Below are 20596 nucleotides of genomic sequence, written 5' to 3'. Positions count from 1 at the left end.
GAATACTGCCGTTGTTCTTTCAGGCTCGGTACAGATTTCGCCACAGCCACGGTGCGTCTTGTTGAGGAATTGAAATACCTGGAGGAACCGGTGCAAAGTGCCCAATGCCAACGTGGGAATGCCGTTGGCATCATCACCGAGCTGCGTGAAACAAGACGTACCTCCAGTCCAAAGCTTTGTGGGGTAGAGCCAGAACGTGAATGTCTCGCCTTTCAGACAATGGTGCGAGGCTGACCCCTTGACGGTTTTCCCTAATACCACTATTCTGCTGTGGCATGCTCCCTTGCTCTCCTTAAGCGAAGGTGACTGTCATGCAGGGTAAAGACCTGTTCTTGGTACTCCTCGGGGTATTCATCCTTAGTGTGACGTTCTTCTTCTGTGGTAAAGGGGCGGTGACGTCACCGCCTCCGGTTGCATTGCAGAACCCCTCTGAGACTCATCCACCGACCCCGAACATCATTGAGCCGCCATCATCACCAGTGCCGCCGGTATCTGCGGCGGCTGCGTTGAAAAAGAAGATCGATGCACTGCTGGTCGGAAATGCGATTGCATTCCGACTCAACAGCGCGATCCTTCTGCCTGAGGGGAAAACTGTGTTGAATAACGTGGCCGCGATTTTACAGGAAGACCCAACCGTGGCCTTTGAGGTCGGTGGCCATACGGACAACGTTGGACCGGAGCAATCGAATTGGGTGCTCTCGGAACAGCGTGCCAAGGCCGTCGTCGAGTATCTGATCTCGCAAGGAATTGCAGCCGAACGGCTGGCTCACAAAGGGTACGGAGCGTCGCGACCGATCGCTGAGAGTGCCACCGATGAAGGGCGCTGGCAAAACCGAAGAATCGAGTTTTCCATCGGAGCCAAGGGAGAACAGCCATGATGTCTGCGCACTGGACATGTTGGCTTGGGACGGTAGTGGGAGCTGGGTGCCTCGGGTGGGGGATCAAGGGCCTGGTGCTGGGACCGGTGATAGATGACAAGCGTCTAGAGGTGGAACGCCTCACGAGTAAGGTTGCCATGCTCACCAAGCTCACGAATCAGCCGCCGGAGGTTCGAACGGTTGAGAAGCGGGTTGAGGTGCCGGTCGAACGGGTGGTGGTGAAACGTGTTGAAGTGCCGGTCGAGAAGATCATTGAGAAGGTGGTGGAGGTGCCGATTGAAAAGGCCGTCGATCGGCCGATCGACAATCCGGAGCACCTAGCGCGGATCAAGGCGTTGGAAGGTGAGGTCGGCATGATTGCGGGGCTGCTTACGCAAATCGCTCAGCTCCAAACTACTGCTTCTCAAACTGGGGGGAGGGGTATTGAGGGGCGAGTACTGGTGCCGGTCGATAATCAGGAGCAGCTGGACCGGATCAAAGCATTAGAAGGCGAGGTAGCCGTCATCGACGATCTTCGTGTGCAGATTGCCGAGCTTCAAGCCGCGTCTGTGCAGGCCGGTAATAAGGTCGTCGAGAAGCGAGTCGAATCTCCCTCCGAACAGAGTGAGAAGGTGTTGATCGATAATCCGGAGCATCTGGCACGGATCCAGACACTAGAGGCTGAGGTGGCTGAGATTGACGTTCTTCGTGTCCAGATTGCTGAGCTTCGGGCCTTGTCCGTTCGAGCTGGGGGAAAGGGTGTCGAGGCGCGGATTGAGGCTGCCGTTGAGAAGGATGTGAGGGTGCCGGTTGACAACTCAGAGTACCTGGCACGGATCAAGGAGTTAGAAGGTGAGGTGGCCGGGATTGCCGAGCTTCGTGCGAAGATTGCTGAGCTCTGGAAGTCGTCTGTGCAGACGAGCGAGAAAGGCGTCGAGACGCAGGGGGAGCCTTCCATTGAAGAGAGTAGGGAGTTGCCGGTTATCCAGGTGGATGAACACAAGGAGGGGCTAGACCATGCCGGGGCCGTGGCCCAGTCGGAAGGGGGATCAGCGGACACCGAGTCGCCCGATGATCTGAAACACATCCGTGGGGTCGGGCAGGCATTAGAACGGTTCCTGCACAAACGTGGCGTCTTCTGGTTCAAGCAGGTGGCGACCTGGAGCGAGACGGACATCGACAAATTTGAGTTTCTCCTGCCCAACTTTTCGGGGCGTATCCAACGAGAAAACTGGGTACGCAGTGCGCAGGTCGAACACTACAAGAAGTATCAGCAGTGGCTGGGTGAGGGCGAGCCGCCCAATGAGAGTCCTGATCTTCCTGCACAGATCTCTCAACTCCAGGCCACGCCTTCACAGGCCGGGGAGAAGGGCGTCGAAAAGCGGATCGAGACTCTCACTGGAAAGGATAGTGATGTACGGGTTGTCCAGGTGAGTGAATGCAGAAGGGGCCTAGATCATGCCGGGGCGGTAGAGTCGGAAGAGGGATCAGCAGACACCGAGTCGCCCGATGATCTGAAACAGATCCGGGGGGTCGGGCAGGCATTAGAACGGTTCCTGCACAAACGCGGCGTCTTCTGGTTCAAGCAGGTGGCGACCTGGAGCGAGGCGGACATCGACAAATTTGAGTTTCTCCTGCCCAACTTTTCGGGGCGTATCCAACGAGAAAACTGGGTACGCAGTGCGCAGGTCGAACACTACAAGAAGTATCAGCAGTGGCTTGGCAACGGCGAGCCTCCGCGTGCGAGCCTCGAGTTTCCCGTGAAGAGTGATGCGCTCCAAGCCACATCTTTACAGCCTGAGGAGCAAGTCGTCGAGGGACGGGTCGAAACTTCTGCTGTATCGAATGAGGAGGTGCGGATCGAGAGGACGAATGGTCTGTTGGAGGAGGAACAAGCGAGTAATGAGTCACCTGACGACCTGAAGCATATCCGCGGGGTCGGGCCGGCGTTAGAACGGTTTCTTCACAAACGGGGCGTTTTCTGGTTCAGTCAGGTGGCGACCTGGAACCAGGCGGACATCGACAAGTTCGAATTTCTCCTCCCCAACTTCGGGGGCCGTATCCAACGAGAAAACTGGGTGCGCAGTGCGCAGGTTGAGTACTACAAGAAGTATCAGCAGTGGCTTGGCGAGGGCGAACCCCCGCGTGAGAGCCTCGATCTTTCTATGCAGATTGCAGAATCCGAAACTGCGTCTTCACAGGCCAAGGAACAGGTCGCCGAGGAATGTATTGAGACTCCCGCCGAAACACAGAGAGAGACATCAATCAACAGGGTGAGTGAACCTACGGTAGACCTCAACCGTGCTGGTGCTGTTAAGCAGTTGGATCAGTGACAAGCCGGCAGAGTATCGCTCGATGATTTGAAACACATCCGCAGGGTTGGGCCGGCGTTAGAACGGTTTCTTCACAAACGGGGCGTTTTCTGGTTCAGTCAGGTGGCGACCTGGAACCAGGCGGACATCGACAAATTCGAGTTCCTTCTCCCCAACTTTGGCGGGCGCATCCAATGGGAAAACTGGGTGTGCAGCGCGCAGGTAGAGTACTACAGGAAGTATCAGCAGTGGCTCGGTGACGGCGAGCCCCCAAGTACCACGCCGGAGATGCACTAGCAGTCCCACCTGTCGGTCTCCTCACCGAGGGAGTCACGTGAAGTTGGTTCGTACAGCAGTTCCACACGTCGGTTGATAATAATCAGACGTTTCAGCAGACTCCACCGTGGCTGGACTCGTCGAACGTATCACAGTCAACCTCAAGCAATGTGGTGGACGCTCCCGTGTTCGGGGGATGCGTATCCGCGTCGACGACGTATTGGATTTGCTCGCCGCCGGCCTCTCACAACAACAAGTCCTTGAAGAATTACCTGATCTCGAGGCTGAAGATATTTCAGCCTGCCGGAAGTTCGCCAGCAGTCGGCTCAATCATCCCATTCTTGCTGCGTGAAGATCAGAGGGATTCGAGCGAGTGCTCATAATTTGAGTGTGCAGGATAAAGGGCGTCTACACGCCCAATGTGTGTCATGGCTACGTTGCCTCGTCACACTGCCGGTCGGTCGGTTTGACTCCCCGAAAACCCTTGTGATAGCGTAAGATTCCTGTGTGTGAGAGATTCGAAACGCTGTCACAACCACTTAATCAAGGTGGTGAGGAGTTTGTATGAAATTCGTCTGTCTGAACTGTGAAACTTATATGAGTCTCGAGAAGGTCGAGAAACCGCAGGAAGGTTCCCTCGGTGTCTTCTTTGCCTGCCCGTCGTGCAACGCGAAGTTCTCGATGGTGACGAACGCCGGCGAGACGAACATGATGAATTCCCTCGGCCTGAAGCTCGGCGCGAAGGCTGAGCCGGCGGCTTCCATGGAAGGGTTGCAGAGTCTGGCAGGAAATGGCCAAGGGGCTCCCGCTCCAAAGCCCAGTTCTGCAGAGCCAGCGGTCGCTGCTACGGCGGCTTCGCCAACGAAGGCTCCTGAGAAAGCGAGTGGCTGTCCATTCTCCGCGATGGTAGCGGAAATGGGCCTGACCAACTCCGGTAAGCCTGCGAACGGCGGGCCCTCTGAGTTCACCTGGACGTCTGATGCGAAGGAGAAACTGGATCGGTTGCCTGCGTTCGTGAAGCCGATGGTGCAAGCGAGTGTCGAGGGCTATGCACGCAAGCAGGGCTTTAAGAGCATCACGTTGCAGGTCATGGATGACTCCAAGAATTATTCCCCTGAAGGTATGACCTGGTCACGCGAAGCCGAACAGCGGTTGGAGAACATCCCTGATTTCATCCGTCCCATGGCCCGCAAAGAAGTGGAGCGGATGGCCAAGGAACGTGGGTTGGCGACCATCACGGCACAGGTGATGGATGATGCCAAAGACAAGTTTATGAAGTTTATGTAAGCACGGTCTCGTTCTCTTGGGAAGCGAAAGGCCTATCCGGCCATCTGGGTGGGCCTTTCCCCTATGCGCGGTCACTCGGTCGACGGTTCGATGGCATGAAGTGGTGGGCTGCTCTGCTATCTGTTCTGGTACTGGTGAGTACACCGTCTTTCTTGGGTGCCGACGTGCGCACCCAACTCTCTTCTGAACATCATCCGATCCTCGCTCCAGCAGAGCAGCGCCACGAAACCCATCGTGACGCTGGTGGTGGCAGTTGGGAGGGATCAGACCAAGGGATCGCCTATTCCGAGTTCAATCATAGATTCGCCGGGTTGTTCGTCCTGCTGTTTGGCCTGGCGGAGTTAGGGCATGCGCTGCGGTACCAGTTGCCTGTCTGGACCCGTCTGGTGCTGCCAGGTGCGCTTGGAGTCCTCGGGACCTATTTACTGATTTGGAGCGACCATGAGGCCTGGCCGATCGGGTCGCTCAGCTTTATCCAAACCTTCTCCGGACAAGATCCAGAGATCATTCAACATAAATTCTATGGGGTGTTTAGTGCGACTGCCGCAGTCAGTGAGACGATTCGCCGTATCGGGTTGGCACGGCACCCGGCTTGGGCTGTCCCCCTGGTGTTTCTCGGCCTCGCAGGAGCCGTGCTCCTCTTTGTCCACTCCCATGGGAACCATCCAGCGAATCACACTATCGAATTACACCATGCTCTTCTCGGCACGGTCAGTATCGGCGCAGCGATTTCAAGTGCCATGGTCGCATGGGTTTCCGGCACCTCGGCGCAGACGATGAAACGCTGGGAAGCGGCATGGGCTGGATGTGTCATTGTCATCGGAATTCAACTGCTTTTGTATTTTGAATGACCACCATGTGGTGTAGCCATATGTAGTGGTCCTCTCCTCTGCCCAACCTCCCGCCGCGTGTGGATTCTGAATAGCGACTGCTCGTCCTTCCTCAGAGATCTGTGCGATTTGACACCTTTCCGAAGCCTGTGCTACCTGTAGCCGTTCACAAGTCATTCGTGCTCTATCATAGATCTCTAACCGGCCTTGAGCGCATGGCTGGATAGAGGAGGACACACATGGGTGGACATAGTCATTGGGCTACGATCAAGCGGCACAAAGGGGCTCAGGACGCCAAGCGTGGAAAGATTTTTACCCGAATTATTCGTGAGGTGACGATCGCCGCCCGTTCGGGGGGGGATCCGGATGGGAATCCACGGCTTCGCCTGGCCATCGCCAAGGCGAAAGAAGCCAACATGCCCGGTGATACCTTGAAGAAAGCGATTCAGCGTGGTACAGGGGAGTTGCCCGGCGTGACCTATGAAGAGTTTTCGCTGGAAGGCTATGGGCCTGGAGGAACAGCGCTTCTCCTGGACATTACGAGCGATAATCGGAATCGGACCGTTGCGGAGATCCGGAGTCTGTTGACCAAGAATCATGGCAACATGGCTGAGGCTGGTGCTGTCGCCTGGCAGTTTCACAAGAAAGGGCTCCTGACGATCGAACCGGGGAAAATTGATGAGGATACGTTGTTGTCCTTGGCCTTAGATGCCGGAGCAGAAGACGTGAAAACCGGTGAGAAAGCGATCGAGATCATCACCGGGCCGCAAGAATTTGAAGCCGTCAAAAAAGCGCTGGCCGACGCGAAAATTGAGACCACACTGGCGGAAGTCACATATGTTCCGCAGAATACCATTCGATTGGAAGAAAAGGCCGCCGAGCAGATGCTGAAGCTCATGGAAATCTTGGACGAGCATGACGACGTGCAAAAGGTTCATGCCAACTTCGATATTCCGGATGACGTCATGGAGAAAGTGGCCGCGACGGCGGCAGGCTGATTCTCCAGGAATGCTCATATGGTCCTTGTCCTCGGATAGCAAGATGAGATGATCGCCTTTCTCACGGGGCGGTTGGCCGTCAAAGCGCCTACCCATCTGACGATTGATGTGCAGGGGGTCGGGTACGAAGTTCATATCCCCCTCAGTACCTATTATTCGCTTCCGAACCTCGATGACAATACGGCGCTGCACATCCACACGCATCTGCGGGAGGATGCGATCCAGCTATTCGGCTTTTTCTCGAAGAACGAGAAAGAGGCGTTTTTGCTGTTGACCAGCGTCTCCGGAATCGGACCCAAGCTGGCACTCAGCGTGCTGTCGAGTTTATCGGTCACAGACTTGGTTCATGCGATTCAGACTACGGATGTCGAGAAGCTGGAGACGGTGCCAGGAATCGGCAAGAAGTCGGCCGGTCGTCTTGCACTTGAGCTCAAAGACAAGGTCGGCAAGATCCAAGGTATCCACCCCCATTCGGCCGCAGCAGAACCTGCGGAATTCGATAATCTCTTCGAGGATGCGTTGTCCGCTCTGGTACACTTGGGCTATCGCGCTCAAGATGCCAAAGAAGCCCTCAAGCGGGTGACAAAGGCTGCCTCAGGCTCTCTGGCGCTGAAGGAGCTTATTCGAGAAGGGCTCAAAGAACTAGCAAGGGGGTAGCATACATGGTATCAGTTTGTGCGGGGAGTACTGCCAGGCTCATCTTGTACTGTGCGGCGATGGGGACGTTGTTCAGTTCCCTCTCTCCATCTGTGAGCCTGGCGGAGGAATCCTCGGAGCCGAAAAGCATCCGGATGACCTGCGGAAAATGTCCGGAAGGCTATGCGACGACCGGTGTGACGCAATCGCAAGACATTTGCAAAGATAACGATGGGACGCTTGTGCAATGCGTGCCACTCGGGGCGAATATGCTGGGGGTGTGTGGGACGTGCCCTGAAGGGTATGCACAGATCGGCAGTTCCTCGGTTCCCGCGCGTTGTGGGAGTAGTGATGGGGGGCGGCTGACCCAGTGCCAGTTGCGGAAAATGGAGACGACGTTCCCGGACGCCTCTCAGGGATACAAAACATGCCCTCCGGATTGTGGCAGTACAGCCCAACCTGGTCAGGGGGCTCTGCCGCCACCCCCACAGTACCAACAGATGCCAAGTCCCAAGTAGCAATCGATATTCGGCTATGACTGAACGCCTTGTCACCAACCACGCAACGGACGAGGAGCGAGGCCTGGAGCATGTTCTCCGGCCCCAGACGCTTGAGGAGTATATCGGTCAAGAAAAGATGAAGGAGTCGCTTCGGATTTGTATCGAGGCGGCGAGGCAGCGAGGAGAATCGCTTGACCACGCCATCTTTTACGGCCCACCTGGTCTTGGCAAAACGACTATTGCACATATCATTGCACGAGAAATGGGCGCGGCATTGAGGTCAACCTCGGGATTGGTCCTTGCTCATGCCGGCGATCTTGCCGCAGTGCTCACGAATCTTCAAGAACATGATGTGTTGTTCATCGATGAAATCCATCGACTTCCTGCCTCCGTGGAGGAGGCGCTCTATCCGGCGATGGAGGATTTCCAGCTGGACCTGGTTGTCGGGCAAGGACCAGCGACCAGGACCGTGAAACTCGATCTGCCGCCGTTTACGCTGGTGGGAGCGACGACGAGGGCCGGATCTCTCACCTCCCCGCTCCGCGATCGCTTTGGCTTGGTCTATCGGCTGGAGTTCTACGAACCGTCCGAGTTGGAGGCTATTGTCGTGAGATCAGCGGGTGTCCTGGGGGTCGGGATCAATCGCGGTGGGGCGACGGAAATCTCACGACGGGCGCGAGGGACGCCACGGATTGTCAATCGGCTCATCAAACGCATCAGAGACTACGCCCAGATCAAGGCCGATGGGCATATCACTCAGCAGGTTGCTCAGGAAGGGTTGGCTTGGCTCGGGATCGACGAGGCAGGGTTCGACGACATGGATCGCAAAGTGCTCCTGACTATTATCGAGAAATTTAACGGTGGACCGGTTGGAGTTGAGTCTCTAGCCGCCGCTGTCCAAGAGGATAAGGGTACAATCGAGGATGTGTATGAGCCCTATCTCATCCAGGCAGGGTTCCTAGATCGTACCGGACGTGGTCGTCAGGTGACGAAGTTGGCGTACGACCATTTCAAGCGGCATTCCCACTTGCTGATGTAGGCCTGCACATTTCACTCTGTCGGGCGCTGCCCGCAGACACGAGCTGTTCTTGCAATAGTTTCCACCGATCCTGTAGAATTCCCCACTTGTCTCCTGATGGTCCCCGTCCCTCAACGGGATGAAGCCCTCCTGTAAACGGGTGTTTGAAACGAGACGCCGTATGCCCAAGGACATGTCAGAATACCGTAAGGAAATCGATAGGATCGATGACGAAATCATTCGGCTTCTCAATGAACGCTCAAAGAGCGTCATCGAAATCGGACGGCTCAAAAAAGAGAAGGATGCCGCCGCCAACCTCCACACCGCCGGTCGAGAAGCTGAAATCATCCAACGGCTTACCAAGCTCAATACCGGTCCGTTCCCCAGCGAGGCTATTCGGTCTGTCTATCGAGAAATCATGTCGGCCTCCCTGTCGCTTGAAGCTCCGCAGAAGGTGGCCTATCTCGGGCCGAGGGCGACCTTTACCCATATGGCCTGCATGCAGAAATTCGGTTCGTCCGTCCAGTATGTACCCGTCCAGAGTATTAAAGAGGTCTTCAACGAAGTGGAGCGGGGTCGGGCTAATTTTGGGGTGGTGCCGATCGAGAACACGACAGAAGGGGTGGTGAATCACACTCTTGACATGTTTATCGATTCCAACCTGCTGATTTACGGAGAGATTCTCCAAGAGGTCTCCCACCATCTGTTGTCAAAGTCGGGACTTATGGAAGAGGTGAAGAAGATTCAGTCACATCCGCATGCGCTGGCGCAGTGTCGGAACTGGCTGGAGACCAATCTGCCCCATGTTCCAACGGTGGAGGTGGCGAGTACGGCCCGAGCAGCCGAGATGTGCGTCGATGACCCGGCATCCGCCGCCATCGCGTCCGAGTTGGCCGGTCAGCTCTATGGTCTAAAAGTAATTAGGGCCAGAATCGAAGACAACCTGAATAACTTTACCCGTTTCCTGGTGCTTTCGCAAAAACCGTCGGAACAGACGGGGAAAGATAAGACGTCGTTGATGTTGTCGGTGAAGGATAAAGTCGGGGCCCTCTACGATCTGCTTCGTCCGTTCGCCTCCTATGGCATTAGCATGACAAAGATCGAGTCGCGCCCCTCGCAACGCAAGGCGTGGGAATATATCTTCTTTGTGGATGTCGAGGGACACATCAGTGACGATCGGGTTAACAAGGCCGTAGAAGAAGTGAAGGCGCGTTGTCTCTTCATGAAGATTTTGGGTTCTTATCCGGCTCATGGCTGATTATGGCACTCCAAGTTCACCCTGATATCCGATCGCTCAGTCCTTACGTGCCGGGGAAGCCGATAGATGAGCTCCAGCGGGAGTTCGGGCTGACTCGGGTCGTGAAGCTGGCCTCCAACGAGAATCCACTCGGGCCTTCGCCAAAAGCTGTGGCGGCTCTGAACGGAGTGCAGGATACGCTCCATCGCTATCCAGATGGGGGAGCTTACCAACTGCGACAGGCCCTTGCCGATCGTTGGAAAGTCACACGAGAGCACATTATCCTCGGGAACGGGTCTGATGAGGTCATCGGCTTGCTCGCCAGAACATTTTTAGCTCCCGGCGATGAAGCCGTTATGGCGGATCACACGTTCGTGATCTACAAGATGGAGGTGACGGCCGTCCATGGAAGGCCGGTGATCGTCCCTCTCGTCAACTGGACTCACGACCTTGAGTCAATGGCCCAGGCCATCACGCCACGAACGCGATTGCTGTTTCTCTGTAATCCCAACAACCCTACCGGGACAATGGTGCCGGCGGATGCGGTCGACCGGCTGATGGCACGAGTGCCGGACGATGTGATTGTGGTGTTCGATGAGGCCTATTTTGAATATGTCCGCCATCCTCAATTTCCAGATGCCATGGCCTACGTGAAGCAAGGGCGGAACGCGATCGTCCTGAGGACCTTCTCGAAGATTTATGGGCTGGCCGGATTGCGAATCGGGTACGGCGTCAGCACGCCGGAGGTCATCGACTACTTGAATCGAGTTCGGCCTCCGTTCAATGCTAATAGCCTTGCCCAGAAAGCCGCGCTGGCTGCCTTGGGTGATGACGAGCATGTGGCGAAGAGTCGGGCGGTCAATGCCGCCGGAATCGAACAGGTGGAGCAGGGGCTGCGGACGCTCGGACTCATACCGATCCCAACGGAAACCAATTTTCTCTACTTTGACGCCAAACGGGACGGACGCGGGATATTTGACGCACTTTTGCGAGAAGGCATTATTGTACGGCATATCGAGGGTACCATGCTGCGAGTCACCATCGGCCAACCCGACGAAAATACCGCCTTCCTTCAGGCGCTTGGCAAGGTCTTAGGTGACGGTAGAGAAGAGTCGTAAGAGGGACTTATGATCATCGTATTGAAACCGGAAGCATCGGAAAGCGAAGTCGACCACATTATCGACCGACTTCGGGATCTTGGCCTCAAATCACAAATCTCGACGGGTCAGGAGCGCACCATCATCGGGGTCATCGGCGACGATCGTATCCTGCACAATCAGCCCTTAACGGCCCTTCCAGGTGTCGAAAGCGTACTGCCCATCCTGGCACCTTGGAAGCTGGTCAGTCGCGAGTTCAAAAAAGAGCCCACGATCATCGATGTCGGGGGTGTCAAAATCGGCGCCAAGAAACTCGCGATCATGGCTGGTCCTTGTGCAGTGGAGCGACTTGAGCTGACGGTCGGGATTGCCCATGAAGTCAAAGCTTCGGGGGCCACGATTCTGCGTGGTGGAGCTTATAAACCGCGAACGTCGCCCTATTCATTTCAAGGACTGGGCCGGGAAGGGCTGGACTATCTCGTCGAGGCGAGAAAGCAAACGGGTTTACCTGTGGTCAGTGAAATCTTGGATACTCGTGATATCGAACTGTTTTTGGAAAAGGCGGATATTATTCAGGTTGGTGCTCGGAACATGCAGAACTTCGAGCTGTTGAAGGAAGTCGGCGCCTATGACAAGCCCGTGCTCCTTAAACGAGGATTGTCGGCCACGATCAAAGAGTTTCTTCTGTCTGCCGAGTACATCATGTCACGCGGAAATCAGAATGTGATGCTGTGCGAGCGGGGTATTCGTACGTTCGAGACTCAGTACCGCAACACCCTGGATCTGGCGGCCATTCCAACGTTGAAAGAGCTCTCTCATCTCCCGGTCATCGTGGATCCCAGCCATGCCACAGGCAAGTGGGATCTTGTGGCACCGATGTCCAAAGCGGCGGTCGCGGCCGGGGCGGATGGGCTGCTTATTGAGGTTCATTCAAATCCCGAATGCGCGCTCTGTGACGGCGAAGAATCGATCAAGCCGTCAAAATTCAAGATACTGATGGGGGATCTGAAGAATATCGCGAAAGCCGTAGGAAGAGAGTTGTAACATCTCGATGTCGGTCCATTTTAAGCAAGTCGCAATTGTCGGGGTCGGGCTGATCGGTGGCTCGCTCGGTATGATCCTCCGCCGCAGGGCATTGGCCGACCACGTGGTGGGTATTGGCCGTCGAGTGGAAAATCTGAAAACCGCCGTGGCGTTGGGTGCGATTGATCGATATGTGGCTGATCCCCAAGAGGGTGTGCGTGGCGCAGATTTGATCGTTCTGGCAACGCCTGTCGATACGTACGAGCGACATCTACGGGAATGGGCCCATTGCCTTGCTCCCGGATCGATCGTCAGTGACGTAGGGAGTGTGAAAGGGACGTTGGTCGAACGGTCGGAGGCCGCCATGCCTGCCGGGGTTCATTTTGTCGGGGCCCACCCCATCGCAGGGAAAGAGAAGACGGGAGTTGCCGCCGGCTCCGATCAGCTATTCAAAGGAGCACGTTGTATTCTGACTCCCACGAAACGGACCGATGCTACTGCGCTCGAACGGGTGAGACAGTTATGGGAAGAAACCGGTTCGGTCATGTTGACGATGGACCCACACCTCCACGATCAAGTCCTCGGGGCCGTCAGTCATTTGCCCCACGTGGCGGCCTTTGCACTCATGAATGCATTGTCAGAGCTTCGTGACCAGGAGTTGCCGTTCTTGGATCTTGCCGCCCATTCCGGAGGAGGATTGCGGGATACGACGAGGATTGCCGCGAGTTCTCCGGAAATGTGGCGAGATATTTTTCTGTGGAATCGCGATAATGTGGTGGCGTATATCGACCGGTACACAGGGGCCTTGGGAGAACTGAAACATCTGATTCAAGCCGGAGATGCGGCCGGTATCGAAAAAGCTCTCGAACGGGCAAAAGGCGAGCGCGAAAAACTTGCGAGCTCGACCGTGCGTCACTCATGACCACATTAACCATCAGTCCTGGCCGTCCACTCAGGGGAACCACGACCGTTCCCGGCGACAAGTCTCTCACTCATCGGGTGATCATCCTCACGGCCTTGGCGGAAGGAACGAGCACCGTCTCCGGCTATTGTCGCGGTGAAGATTGCCTGAACACGATGAGGGCATTTCAGGCCCTTGGTATTCCCATCGTGGAGATGCCGACCGAATTGACCGTGTCCGGGAAAGGGTTCTGGGGGCTGACCGAACCACAGGGACCGATCGATTGCGGAAATTCCGGAACGGGGATTCGACTGCTGACCGGCCTGTTGGCCGGTCAGGATTTCTTTTCTGTCCTGACCGGGGATGAATCGATCAGGCGGCGTCCTATGGGGCGGGTGGTCAAGCCGCTACGCGAGATGGGGGCGATCATTGCCGGCCGCAAGGGAGGAGAATTGGCTCCCTTAGCGATTACCGGTGCGGGCCTTCATGGGATCGATTATCACTCCTCCGTGGCGAGCGCTCAGATTAAATCGTCGATTCTTCTCGCCGGCCTCTTTGCTCAAGGGCAGACTCGGTATCGAGAACCACGGTTATCACGGGACCATACGGAACGGATGTTTCAGTTCTTCGGCATTCCTCTCAGGCAGGAAGAGGGAACGCTGGTCTTAGACGGGAGGCCGCCGGTTGGATGGCGAGGCGTGGATGTGACGGTTCCCGGTGATTTTTCGGCTGCCGCCTTCTTTCTGGTCGGCGCCACGATCGTGCCAGGATCCGACGTCACGATTCGCAATGTCGGGATGAACCCAACCAGAACAGGCCTCATCGACGTCATGAGAAAGATGGGGGCTGATATTCAGGTATTAGGCTTGCGCGAGGCGGCTGGAGAGCCCGTTGGGGATCTGCGTGTGCAGTCTGCTGTCCTGAAGGGAGTGACGATCGGCCATGAGCTTATTCCCAAGACCATCGATGAATTCCCGGTCTTGTGCGTAGCAGCTGCGGTCGCGGAAGGGGACACCGTCATTTCAGGCGCGGAAGAGTTGCGAGTCAAAGAGAGTGATCGGATTGCGACCATGAGCGGGGAACTGAAGGCCATGGGGGCGCTGGTTGAGGAGCGACCGGATGGCATGGTGATTCGAGGCTTAGGGCGAAGCGGAGAGAACGGACGGTTGCAGGCTGCCAGCAATGCACGGAGCCATGGAGACCATCGGGTGGCCATGTCATTGGCCATTGGTGGATTGACGGCGGAACAGGGTATGACCATTGCGGACACCGGGTGTGTCGAGACGTCATTCCCCAATTTTGAGGCGGTGCTGACCGATCTCTTGGCCCACTCGGCGTGACGGTTCAATGCGAAGAGGGAAGTGTGATTATTGCGATTGATGGGCCAGCTGGCGTGGGGAAGAGTACGGTCGCCAAATTGCTGGCGGCTCGACTCGGGTATCTCTATCTTGATACAGGGGCACTCTATCGGGCTGTCGCATGGAAAACCTTGCAGTCAAGGATTCATCCCACGGACCATACACAAGTCGCCACTCTCCTGCCGACCATCTCCATTCAAATGCAGTTTCATCAGGGCGCGATGCAGGTGCTGGTCGATGGTTCCGATGTCACGGGTCAACTGCGTGCGCCAGAAGTGACGGCCGCCGCTTCTCTTGTCTCCGCCATTCCAGCCGTTCGTGAATGGCTGCTGCCGATCCAACGACAGATCGGCCAGGGAGGATCTGTGGTGGCAGAAGGTCGTGATATCGGCACCAAGGTCTTTCCTGCTGCCTCGTTCAAGTTCTTCTTGGACGCTGATGCTGAAGTTCGAGTGGCACGGCGGCACCGTGAGTTGGTCGCGGCAGGGCGGGGAGGATCGCTTGAAACCACGTCCCGAGATCTATCGGCTCGCGATCAACGAGATCGGACTCGTTCCATCGACCCATTGGCTCCGGCAATGGATGCACGATTTATCGATACGTCTACTCTGAATCCCGATCAGGTTGTAGAGCAGATGATCGCGGCTGTGTCGACTGGGTTGTGAGCGGGATCATCTATGGGCTGTTATGGGTCCTGGCGCGTGGCGTTGCCCGGCTCTGTTTTCGCTACCGTGTCGAGGGCCAGGTTCCTCGAACCGGAGGTCTGCTGGTTGCCGCCAACCATGCCAGCTACCTTGACATTCCGCTTCTCGGTTGCGGGATGAATCGTCGGGCCTGGTATTTAGGGCGCCATGACCTGTTTCCAGTCCCGGTGTTAAACGGCCTGTTGCAATCATTGGGCTGGATTCCGGTGAAGCTGGGCCGTCTGGATCGGGAAGCGTTCGGGAAGGCCATTAACCTGATTCGAGCCGGCCATATTGTGGTGATTTTCCCGGAGGGAGGACGCACTCAGGATGGTCATCTCAGACAGCCCAAGGCAGGTATTGGAGTGATCGTGTCGCAGACCGGATGTCCGGTCGTTCCGGCCTATTTGAAAGGAACCTTTGACGTACTTCCTCCTGGCGCCTCTTGGCCTCGATGGCGTCGAGTGACGGTACGGCTTGGGGCTCCGATTACATTTGATGTGGAAAAACAGAAAGAACGAACGGAGACAAAGCAGTTTTATCAACTGGTCAGCCGTACGGTGATTGAGCATATCGCAGCCTTAGGTCAAGTTCCCGTTCCAACAAGGAAGGGTGACCTGGTCGTCGACGCACCGGGCAGGCCGACCGCCGACGCTCACAACGCTGAGTGAGCCCGGCGACTTCACCATCAGCACCCGACGCAAGTCGGAAGAGTAGGATGTTCATATGGGCACAGTATCCAACAGTAGCGACGAACAGTTAGACCGCAATGCCTTGGCGGCATTGTATGAAGAAACCTTCCGGAACCTGGAGGAAGGGACCATCACCGAAGGTCGGGTGGTGGCTCTGACCAAGGACAAAGTCATCGTTGATATTGGGTACAAGTCGGAAGGGATGATCCCAAGCGATCAATTCTCGTCGGACGACTTGGCGAACCTCAAGATCGGAGACCGGCTCCAAGTCTATATTGAAGAATGTGAGGATGCTGACGGCAATCTCGTACTTTCCAAAGAAAAAGCCGACAAGATGAAGATTTGGGAAGAGCTCGAGAATATGTATAAGGAAGAAAAGAGTATCGAGGGCAAGATCGTATCCCGCATTAAGGGCGGTATGATGGTCGACATCGGCGTGAAAGCGTTCTTGCCGGGCTCGCAGATCGATCTTCATCCGGTACGAGACTTAGACGGACTCGTTGGAAAGACCTTCCCCCTCAAAATCATCAAGATCAACCATCGACGAGGGAATGTGGTCGTATCGCGCCGCGTGCTGTTGGAAGAAACTCGGGATAAGAAACGGCAGACGACGCTGGCCACTCTCAAGGAAGGTCAGTTGATCCAGGGAACCGTGAAGAACATCACCGACTATGGATCATTTATCGACCTGGGCGGAATCGATGGGTTGCTTCACATTACCGATATGTCGTGGGGCAGAGTCGGACATCCTTCGGAGCTGTTTACCGTCGGTGACAAAGTTGAGGTGACGGTATTGAAGTACGATCGGGAGACCGGACGTATTTCTCTGGGGCTCAAGCAGAAGAGCGCTGATCCCTGGACGAACGTGGCCGGCAAGTATCCTATCGGGACCAGGGTCCGTGGTCGGGTCGTCAGTTTGACTGACTACGGCGCATTTGTCGAACTTGAACCAGGTGTAGAAGGATTGGTGCACGTCTCTGAGATGTCTTGGACCCATGAAGTTCGACATCCGTCGCGCGTGGTGGCGGTGGGAGACCAAGTGGAAGCCGCCGTGCTCAACGTCGATCCGGCAAGCCGGAAGATCTCCTTGGGTATGAAACAAACCGCTCCGAATCCCTGGGACATGATCGAGGGCAAGTACCCGATTGGGACCCGCATCGAAGGAAAAGTAAAGAGTCTGACGGATTTTGGAGTCTTCGTTGGACTAGAAGAAGGCATCGATGGGCTGATCCATATTTCGGATATGTCCTGGACGAAGCATATCAAGCATCCGTCCGAGCTCTTTAAGAAAGCGCAGAAAGTCGAGGCGATCGTCTTACGGATCGACAAGGAGAAGGAACGACTCTCACTCGGATATAAGCAGTTGACACGTGACCCATGGGATGAGGCGATTCCAGCACGGTATCATGTCGGTGATTCGGTGACCGGTAAAGTATCCAAGGTCGCGGACTTCGGCATCTTCGTTGAATTGGACGGCGGCGTGGAAGGGTTGATCCATGTCAGCGAATCCGGCCTTGATTCGTCCCAGAAGCTGGAAGAAAAGTTTAAGTTGCAGGAGGACGTGACCGCGAAGATAATTAAAGTCGATCGGGAAGAGCGCAAGATCGCACTCAGCCTTCGCGATCATCAACTTGACTGGGAACGTAAGCAGGTTGACGATTACCACTCGTCGCAGGGCGTGATTGATCAGAGCCTTGGTCGTGCGGCGAAGCAGAGCCGAAAGCGGGCACAAACTGACGATCAAGAATAGACGTTCACTAAACCTGGCCGGTGGGTACTATGGCGGATGATATAACACAGGACGTGCGCCCACCCAAACGCCATCTGCTTCGCAAAGTCTTTTGGCTCTTTGCGGCAGGGGTGGGTGCGATGGTCCTGATGAATCTATTCTATCCCGACCTTGACTTGTCGAGTGAGGACCGGATCGCCGTGATCCGTGTTGAGGGCGTCATCATGGACTCCCAAACCACGGTCGGAGAACTGAAACGTTTCAGCGAAAATCCTTCCATCAAGGCGATCGTCCTTCGGATTGATACGCCAGGGGGCGGGGTGGTGCCGTCGCAGGAAATCCATGATGCGGTCAAACGAGTGCGGAATAAGGCCAATAAGGCGGTGATTGCTTCGATGGGGAGTGTGGCGGCGTCAGGGGGCTATTACATTGCTGCCGCGACGGATCGGATCGTGGCAAATCCTGGGACATTGACCGGCAGTATCGGTGTCATCATGGAAACCGCGAATGTGGAGGGGTTGCTTCAGAAAATCGGTGTGGAAGGGGTTGTCATCAAAAGCGGGAAATTTAAGGATGTGGGGTCTCCGCTTCGCAAGATGAGCTCCGAGGAGAGAGGCTTACTGCAAGGGGTGATGGATGACGTCCACAGACAATTTATCGAAGCTGTGGCAGAAGGCCGCTCACTGGAACTGCGAACGGCTCAAGCGCTGGCGGATGGGCGGATCTTCACCGGTCGTCAGGCCAAAGACGCGAAGCTCGTTGATGAACTTGGAGACCTGGACGATGCCATCCAACTGGCTGCGGATGTGGTAGGGATCCAGGGAGAGCCAAAAATCGTTGAGCCGCGCCGCCGGTTTTCCCTTCGTGAAATGCTGGACTCGAAATTGAGCATGATGTTCCCGAAATTGGATATGCACCCAGGTGTCAGCCTGAAATATCTGATGGCGTTTTAACGACGTCATCAACGATGCGGTGATCATCGAACGGAGGGAAGGGCCTATGACGAAAGCACAAATCATCGAGAAAGTCTCGGAACAAGTGACTACATTGACCAAGAGGCAGGCGGAGGTCGTCGTCAATACGATCTTTGATTGCGTGCGAGACTCGCTGAAAAACGGAGACAAGACAGAAATTCGAGGGTTCGGCAGTTTTCGTTTACGAGCTCGTCGCATGAAAGAAGGGCGGAACCCCAAAACCGGAGAGACCGTTGCAGTCCCGGCCAAGCGGGTCCCATTTTTTAAGGCCGGCAAAGAGCTCAAAGAGTTACTGAATCAATAACGACGCAGTGTTTTTACAAGGACCCAGATCCATGTCAGACTCATCTCAGTTTGCAGCAACCGATATTCGGTGGAGCGACGGCGCGCTGAGGCGCATGGAGCGCGCTCCCATCTTTCTCCGTGGCATGGTGCGTCGGTTGGCTGAAAAAAAAGCACGGGAACTGGGATATGAGGAAATTACTGAGGAAATCCTTGATCGGTTTAAGGGACAGATGATGGGAGGAATGGGCGGTGAATCTGGGATGGCAGCTGTCGCTGAAGAGATGATGAAAGGGCAGCTTCCATGGACGGCTGCAGCAAAAGAGCGGTTGGCCACCGTACCAGGATTCATGCAGGCTATGATCAAACAGATTGCGGAGGAGGTTGCCAAGGAGCGTGGGCATCTTGAAGTGAACGTCGAGTTATTTGAAAAGGTGGAGGCCCTCGGGGACCCGCGTGAAGAGGACCGGCCTTCGATGGAGTGGACGGAAGGAGCCTTGGCCTTACTTCAAGACAAGATCAAGGAGTCTCCACCAATTGCGGTAGACTTCGTGACGGATATGCTCAAGCGGGATACCGAGGAGCTGGCCAGAGAGAAACAGCTGACGCATATCGATGAATCAACCCTACGCGCTGTCTGGGATACCCCTCAGGCGAACATCGGCTGGACGGATGAGGCATGGAAACGGCTGCAAACATCTCCGGACTTTGTCAGGAGTGGAATCAGGAAGGCGGCGGAACGGCGGGCTCGGAGGCTGGGATTGAAGGAGATCGACTCCGACCATTTGACGACGTTTCGAAACCAGGCGATGATGAAAGCTGTGAAACGTATCCGCTCATTCGGTTATCAAGAGCTGACATTTGATGCTTTTGAGACGGCACTGAAGAAAACGAAACGTCTACAGAGCAACGACCAAGCCGAAAAGCGTCTTCAGGAGATCCGCAATCACTTTGCCGATCCCGCAACCAAGAAGCCTGAGGGAGGCACGCTGGGAGCTGAGCTCATGGATCGGTTTCGGAGATATCTCAAAGGGGAAGGTACTCTCTAGCCTGCGGGATATTTCAAATAGATACCTTCCTTGGCCTTCCAATCTTTTCATGCTGAGTATCCCGCTAAGAATAGGCTGCGCCTATTTTCCTCACCGTAACTTCCCCAAGACGGCTTGTCGGGTCCCCTTCGCTCGCCTATGGTAGATTTCAGGTCAGTGAAGAGCCTGTATTTAAGTCGTTGGGATTTCCATCCGTACCGGATGGTTTTCTTGAATGAACAGGAGGGGAGTGATAGCCGACAAGGAGGATCTTTGAGGCTCTCGATGAACCAGCCCGCTGAATAAGGGGAGCGTCGGCAGCTACGTTATCCAGTCAGGGGGCAGATTGTTGAGGATAGGCGCCACAGGAGTGGCGCCCTGATTCACTCGATGACCCTGAAGCTCTTAGTGTGCCGCCGTTTCCTGGGGCCAGAATTTATGACGGATTTGAGGTAGCGGCTCATTGTCCAAATTAGGAATGTCGTAGAGACACCGATCAATCGTCGCCACTTCGTCTTCAGTCAAGGGCAAGCTGACCTTCTTTTTCCAGAATTGGTCGAGAGTGAAATAGTCGGCTGATTGAGGTTTCTGGGCTAATAACTCTTGCATTTTCTTAAAGCCAGCTGTATCAACGCCAGGAACTCGCCCCTTGTTTCGATCATGGCACCAGTTCAGAATTTCAGCAATTCCATACATTGTGATATCGACATTCACCATCTTGCTCATAAGATCCTCCAAAGAATATCCATGGATCATAACGTAAACCGCTGCTGAAATTCAAAGCCCTGATGACGGTGCATTGTCGATTGCGGGTCTGAATAGGGCATCTGTATACTAGGTCTTCTGGCCGGGTGCCTGGTTGGTGAACAGATTTTCCC

The 20596-nt window shown here is 55.4% G+C and carries 22 protein-coding genes; 20 read left to right on the top strand and 2 right to left on the bottom strand.

All coding sequences use genetic code 11. The annotated features are described in order from the left end of the window. Positions 1-311 precede the first annotated feature (311 nt). Entirely contained in the window at positions 312-878 is a 567-nt protein-coding gene (locus tag ACYX34_RS01815) for an OmpA family protein (RefSeq protein WP_462074844.1), read from the top strand. Next, entirely contained in the window at positions 875-3190 is a 2316-nt protein-coding gene (locus tag ACYX34_RS01810) for a hypothetical protein (RefSeq protein WP_462074843.1), read from the top strand. The genes ACYX34_RS01815 and ACYX34_RS01810 overlap by 4 nt, the downstream gene beginning before the upstream one ends. Positions 3191-3247: 57 nt before the next feature. Here ACYX34_RS01810 and ACYX34_RS01805 read toward each other — a convergent pair whose 3' ends face one another. Next, on the bottom strand, positions 3248-3475 hold the full coding sequence (locus ACYX34_RS01805; protein ID WP_462074842.1) for a hypothetical protein: 228 nt from the start codon (positions 3473-3475) through the stop codon (positions 3248-3250). Between the two features lie 97 nt (positions 3476-3572). On the opposite strand from ACYX34_RS01805, the gene ACYX34_RS01800 reads away from it, so the two are divergent. The 18 genes from ACYX34_RS01800 to ACYX34_RS01715 all read left to right on the top strand — a co-directional run bounded on the left by ACYX34_RS01800 (position 3573) and on the right by ACYX34_RS01715 (position 19739). Further along, positions 3573-3797 (top strand): DUF433 domain-containing protein, encoded by a 225-nt coding sequence (locus ACYX34_RS01800; RefSeq protein ID WP_462074841.1) that lies wholly within the window; start codon positions 3573-3575, stop codon positions 3795-3797. 212 nt (positions 3798-4009) lie between these two features. Next, positions 4010-4732, top strand: a complete 723-nt coding sequence (locus ACYX34_RS01795; protein ID WP_462074840.1) for a PCP reductase family protein — start codon at positions 4010-4012, stop codon at positions 4730-4732. Positions 4733-4866: 134 nt separating this feature from the next. Next, positions 4867-5583 carry a hypothetical protein gene (locus tag ACYX34_RS01790; RefSeq protein ID WP_462074839.1) on the top strand — a complete coding sequence of 239 codons (717 nt, stop codon included), beginning with the start codon at positions 4867-4869 and terminating at the stop codon, positions 5581-5583. Positions 5584-5801: 218 nt separating this feature from the next. Further along, positions 5802-6560 carry a YebC/PmpR family DNA-binding transcriptional regulator gene (locus ACYX34_RS01785; RefSeq protein WP_462074838.1) on the top strand — a complete coding sequence of 253 codons (759 nt, stop codon included), beginning with the start codon at positions 5802-5804 and terminating at the stop codon, positions 6558-6560. A gap of 48 nt (positions 6561-6608) precedes the next feature. Next, a complete protein-coding gene (gene ruvA, locus ACYX34_RS01780; RefSeq protein ID WP_462074837.1) occupies positions 6609-7217 on the top strand; it encodes a Holliday junction branch migration protein RuvA in 609 nt (202 codons plus the stop codon). 5 nt (positions 7218-7222) lie between these two features. Then, the gene (locus ACYX34_RS01775) at positions 7223-7714 is read left to right on the top strand and encodes a hypothetical protein (protein ID WP_462074836.1); all 492 of its coding nucleotides are present in this window, start codon (positions 7223-7225) and stop codon (positions 7712-7714) included. Between the two features lie 16 nt (positions 7715-7730). Further along, complete coding sequence (gene ruvB, locus ACYX34_RS01770) at positions 7731-8735, top strand: Holliday junction branch migration DNA helicase RuvB (RefSeq protein ID WP_462074835.1); 1005 nt, start codon at positions 7731-7733, stop codon at positions 8733-8735. 160 nt (positions 8736-8895) lie between these two features. Then, positions 8896-9972 carry a prephenate dehydratase gene (gene pheA, locus ACYX34_RS01765; protein ID WP_462074834.1) on the top strand — a complete coding sequence of 359 codons (1077 nt, stop codon included), beginning with the start codon at positions 8896-8898 and terminating at the stop codon, positions 9970-9972. 2 nt (positions 9973-9974) lie between these two features. After that, a complete protein-coding gene (gene hisC, locus ACYX34_RS01760; protein ID WP_462074833.1) occupies positions 9975-11069 on the top strand; it encodes a histidinol-phosphate transaminase in 1095 nt (364 codons plus the stop codon). Between the two features lie 9 nt (positions 11070-11078). Beyond that, positions 11079-12092 carry a 3-deoxy-7-phosphoheptulonate synthase gene (gene aroF, locus ACYX34_RS01755; RefSeq protein ID WP_462074832.1) on the top strand — a complete coding sequence of 338 codons (1014 nt, stop codon included), beginning with the start codon at positions 11079-11081 and terminating at the stop codon, positions 12090-12092. A gap of 7 nt (positions 12093-12099) precedes the next feature. After that, positions 12100-12993 carry a prephenate dehydrogenase gene (locus tag ACYX34_RS01750; RefSeq protein ID WP_462074831.1) on the top strand — a complete coding sequence of 298 codons (894 nt, stop codon included), beginning with the start codon at positions 12100-12102 and terminating at the stop codon, positions 12991-12993. Continuing rightward, on the top strand, positions 12990-14312 hold the full coding sequence (aroA, locus tag ACYX34_RS01745) for a 3-phosphoshikimate 1-carboxyvinyltransferase (RefSeq protein ID WP_462074830.1): 1323 nt from the start codon (positions 12990-12992) through the stop codon (positions 14310-14312). The genes ACYX34_RS01750 and aroA overlap by 4 nt, the downstream gene beginning before the upstream one ends. A 23-nt stretch (positions 14313-14335) precedes the next feature. Beyond that, positions 14336-14995 (top strand): (d)CMP kinase, encoded by a 660-nt coding sequence (cmk, locus tag ACYX34_RS01740; protein WP_462074829.1) that lies wholly within the window; start codon positions 14336-14338, stop codon positions 14993-14995. Continuing rightward, the gene (locus tag ACYX34_RS01735) at positions 14992-15684 is read left to right on the top strand and encodes a lysophospholipid acyltransferase family protein (protein WP_462074828.1); all 693 of its coding nucleotides are present in this window, start codon (positions 14992-14994) and stop codon (positions 15682-15684) included. The genes cmk and ACYX34_RS01735 overlap by 4 nt, the downstream gene beginning before the upstream one ends. Positions 15685-15739: 55 nt before the next feature. Then, entirely contained in the window at positions 15740-17455 is a 1716-nt protein-coding gene (locus ACYX34_RS01730; protein ID WP_462074827.1) for a 30S ribosomal protein S1, read from the top strand. Between the two features lie 29 nt (positions 17456-17484). Beyond that, positions 17485-18387: a signal peptide peptidase SppA gene (gene sppA / locus ACYX34_RS01725; RefSeq protein WP_462074826.1), complete on the top strand. Its 903-nt coding sequence runs from the start codon at positions 17485-17487 to the stop codon at positions 18385-18387. 46 nt (positions 18388-18433) lie between these two features. Next, the gene (locus tag ACYX34_RS01720) at positions 18434-18712 is read left to right on the top strand and encodes an HU family DNA-binding protein (protein WP_086416651.1); all 279 of its coding nucleotides are present in this window, start codon (positions 18434-18436) and stop codon (positions 18710-18712) included. A gap of 31 nt (positions 18713-18743) precedes the next feature. Continuing rightward, entirely contained in the window at positions 18744-19739 is a 996-nt protein-coding gene (locus ACYX34_RS01715) for a PCP reductase family protein (protein WP_462074825.1), read from the top strand. Positions 19740-20123: 384 nt separating this feature from the next. Here the strand turns inward: ACYX34_RS01715 and ACYX34_RS01710 are convergent, their stop codons facing one another. Next, positions 20124-20444 (bottom strand): hypothetical protein, encoded by a 321-nt coding sequence (locus ACYX34_RS01710; RefSeq protein ID WP_462074824.1) that lies wholly within the window; start codon positions 20442-20444, stop codon positions 20124-20126. Positions 20445-20596 lie beyond the last annotated feature (152 nt).

This window comes from Nitrospira sp. CMX1, from assembly GCF_054902215.1.
Note: the sequence above shows the minus strand (reverse complement) of the source record. Positions and strands in the feature narration are given on the sequence as shown.

What these genes read in the sequence shown, in the direction of transcription:
- ACYX34_RS01710 (WP_462074824.1), bottom strand. Translation starts at nt 20,444, where the DNA reads ATGAGCAAGATGGTGAATGTCGATATCACAATGTATGGAATTGCTGAA.
- ACYX34_RS01785 (WP_462074838.1), top strand. Translation starts at nt 5,802, where the DNA reads ATGGGTGGACATAGTCATTGGGCTACGATCAAGCGGCACAAAGGGGCT.
- sppA (WP_462074826.1), top strand. Translation starts at nt 17,485, where the DNA reads ATGGCGGATGATATAACACAGGACGTGCGCCCACCCAAACGCCATCTG.
- pheA (WP_462074834.1), top strand. Translation starts at nt 8,896, where the DNA reads ATGCCCAAGGACATGTCAGAATACCGTAAGGAAATCGATAGGATCGAT.
- ACYX34_RS01750 (WP_462074831.1), top strand. Translation starts at nt 12,100, where the DNA reads ATGTCGGTCCATTTTAAGCAAGTCGCAATTGTCGGGGTCGGGCTGATC.
- aroA (WP_462074830.1), top strand. Translation starts at nt 12,990, where the DNA reads ATGACCACATTAACCATCAGTCCTGGCCGTCCACTCAGGGGAACCACG.
- ACYX34_RS01715 (WP_462074825.1), top strand. Translation starts at nt 18,744, where the DNA reads ATGTCAGACTCATCTCAGTTTGCAGCAACCGATATTCGGTGGAGCGAC.
- ACYX34_RS01815 (WP_462074844.1), top strand. Translation starts at nt 312, where the DNA reads ATGCAGGGTAAAGACCTGTTCTTGGTACTCCTCGGGGTATTCATCCTT.
- ACYX34_RS01795 (WP_462074840.1), top strand. Translation starts at nt 4,010, where the DNA reads ATGAAATTCGTCTGTCTGAACTGTGAAACTTATATGAGTCTCGAGAAG.
- aroF (WP_462074832.1), top strand. Translation starts at nt 11,079, where the DNA reads ATGATCATCGTATTGAAACCGGAAGCATCGGAAAGCGAAGTCGACCAC.
- ACYX34_RS01810 (WP_462074843.1), top strand. Translation starts at nt 875, where the DNA reads ATGATGTCTGCGCACTGGACATGTTGGCTTGGGACGGTAGTGGGAGCT.
- ACYX34_RS01720 (WP_086416651.1), top strand. Translation starts at nt 18,434, where the DNA reads ATGACGAAAGCACAAATCATCGAGAAAGTCTCGGAACAAGTGACTACA.
- ACYX34_RS01775 (WP_462074836.1), top strand. Translation starts at nt 7,223, where the DNA reads ATGGTATCAGTTTGTGCGGGGAGTACTGCCAGGCTCATCTTGTACTGT.
- ACYX34_RS01730 (WP_462074827.1), top strand. Translation starts at nt 15,740, where the DNA reads ATGGGCACAGTATCCAACAGTAGCGACGAACAGTTAGACCGCAATGCC.
- ruvA (WP_462074837.1), top strand. Translation starts at nt 6,609, where the DNA reads ATGATCGCCTTTCTCACGGGGCGGTTGGCCGTCAAAGCGCCTACCCAT.
- ruvB (WP_462074835.1), top strand. Translation starts at nt 7,731, where the DNA reads ATGACTGAACGCCTTGTCACCAACCACGCAACGGACGAGGAGCGAGGC.
- hisC (WP_462074833.1), top strand. Translation starts at nt 9,975, where the DNA reads ATGGCACTCCAAGTTCACCCTGATATCCGATCGCTCAGTCCTTACGTG.